Here is a 1,706-nt window from a genome sequence, read left to right on the forward strand (position 1 = left end):
GTGAGCTGTAGGCAGCCGGGACCTGCAGATAACGGGGCCTACTGGAAACGGGGACGTAGTTCTGGGAGATGGGGATTCACTCGACCTACCCGGTTGGAATCTCCGGGCCCAATGGACACCGGGGCACACTCCCGGACATCTCTGCTTCGTGGAAGAGGACAGAGGCTTGTTGTTCAGCGGCGACCACATGCTGCCGAGGATCAGCCCGAACATCTCCACGATTCCCGGTGAACTCGAGAACCCGCTTCATCGTTATCTTCTCTCGCTCGAGGCGACGACGACACTGGGCGAATGCGAAGTGCTTCCGGCACATGAATATCGATTCCGTGGGATCGCCGATCGTGCACGTCAATTGATGGGGCACCACGAGGAGCGATTGGCGGAGATCGTGGCTGCGGTGCAGGACCAGGCCCGCCCCAGATCGCCAATGCGACCTTCATGATTTCCGACGGCTGCACCGAGAACCCACCGACGTTGAACCAGCGACGCGCGCCCTGCGCTTCGGTGCCGATGCCCGGAATCAGGACGAGTACCAGCATGATGAGCACGACGACGAACAGCGGAAACGAATACTGCCGGAGCACTCTCGCCGGGATGCGCAGCGCGACGTAGAAGAGCACCGCCCCGAGAATCGCGAAGATCAACTGCTGAGTGAACAGCGAATATGCCGATCCACCGGACACGTACTGCTCGACGCTCGACGCCGAGAGAACCATCACGAGCCCCAAGACGGTCAACATCGTGGCAATCGTCACCACCAGGTGGAACGACGCCAACGGCCGCGCCAACCAGGCACCGATTCGGGTCTTGGGACCCTTGGTCATCGCAAGTTCCCGGCTTCGCCAGGCGAATCGGTGAACGGATCGGGTAATGCTGCTACTGCGGCGGCGAAGCTGTCACCACGATCTCCGTAGCTCGCGAACATGTCCAGCGACGCGGCGGCCGGGGCGAGTACAACTGCATCACCGGGGGACGCCAACTCGGCAGCTTCGACTACCACTGCCGCCATGACGGCATCCGCGTCGGCACCCGACGGCAGCCGGATGGTGAGAGTCGAGTTGCTGCTTGTTTCGCTCACCGCTTCATCGTCCCCCGACAGCACGTGCACCACGGGAACATCGGGCGCGTGTCGCGCCAGCGCGTCCTCGATCACACCGGCATCACGGCCGAGAAGTACAGCGCCGGACAACCGCGGTCCCACTTCGCTCACCAACTGGTCGACGCTTGCTCCCTTGAGCAGACCGCCTGCAACCCAGACGACGCGGTCGTGCGCGAGTATCGACGGTCTGGCTGCGTGCGGGTTGGTGGCCTTGGAATCGTCGATGTACACAACGGATCCGACACGGCCGACCAGGGCGCCGCGGTGTGGGCCGACCTTGTGTGCGGCCAGGCCGCGTTCGACGACGTCTGCTTCGAATCCGAGTGCCCGCGCCAAGGCTGCAGCGGCAAGCGCGTCCATGACGCCTGCCGGGCCGGCCGGATCGATGGAAGCTGCTTCGGCCAAGCGGACGTGATCGCCGAAAGCGTTGTCCACGAGGTGTCCCGCTTCGACACCCAGTTCTCCTTCGCCCGGTTCACCCAATCTGAATCCGGTGACAATGTCTGCCGTTGAGCTGGGCCAGATGCTCTCCTACGAGGGCGGCCCGGTGAACTGGGACATGGCCAAGCAGATCGCCCGCCAGACGGTCTCCCAGGGCAGTCCTGAC

2 protein-coding genes and 1 pseudogene are annotated in these 1,706 nt (G+C 63.6%); 1 reads left to right on the forward strand and 2 read right to left on the reverse strand.

Translation table 11 applies throughout. From position 1 onward, the window contains the following. Nucleotides 1-61: 61 nt before the first annotated feature. Nucleotides 62-196, forward strand: a pseudogene (locus tag ABT116_RS44480) (MBL fold metallo-hydrolase); the annotation flags it as partial. A 4-nt stretch (nucleotides 197-200) separates the two neighbouring features. Here ABT116_RS44480 and ABT116_RS44485 read toward each other — a convergent pair. Then, entirely contained in the window at nucleotides 201-824 is a 624-nt protein-coding gene (locus tag ABT116_RS44485) for an FtsW/RodA/SpoVE family cell cycle protein (RefSeq protein WP_351646605.1), read from the reverse strand. Beyond that, nucleotides 821-1,534 carry a Mur ligase family protein gene (locus tag ABT116_RS44490; RefSeq protein ID WP_351646607.1) on the reverse strand — a complete coding sequence of 238 codons (714 nt, stop codon included), beginning with the start codon at nucleotides 1,532-1,534 and terminating at the stop codon, nucleotides 821-823. The genes ABT116_RS44485 and ABT116_RS44490 overlap by 4 nt, the downstream gene beginning before the upstream one ends. Nucleotides 1,535-1,706 lie beyond the last annotated feature (172 nt).

The sequence above is a fragment of the Streptomyces sp. NPDC002130 genome (genome assembly GCF_040296465.1).
In the GTDB taxonomy this organism is placed as follows: domain Bacteria; phylum Actinomycetota; class Actinomycetes; order Streptomycetales; family Streptomycetaceae; genus Streptomyces.

Coding starts and splice junctions, on each gene's coding strand:
- ABT116_RS44485 (WP_351646605.1), bottom strand. CDS start 824: ATGACCAAGGGTCCCAAGACCCGAATCGGTGCCTGGTTGGCGCGGCCG.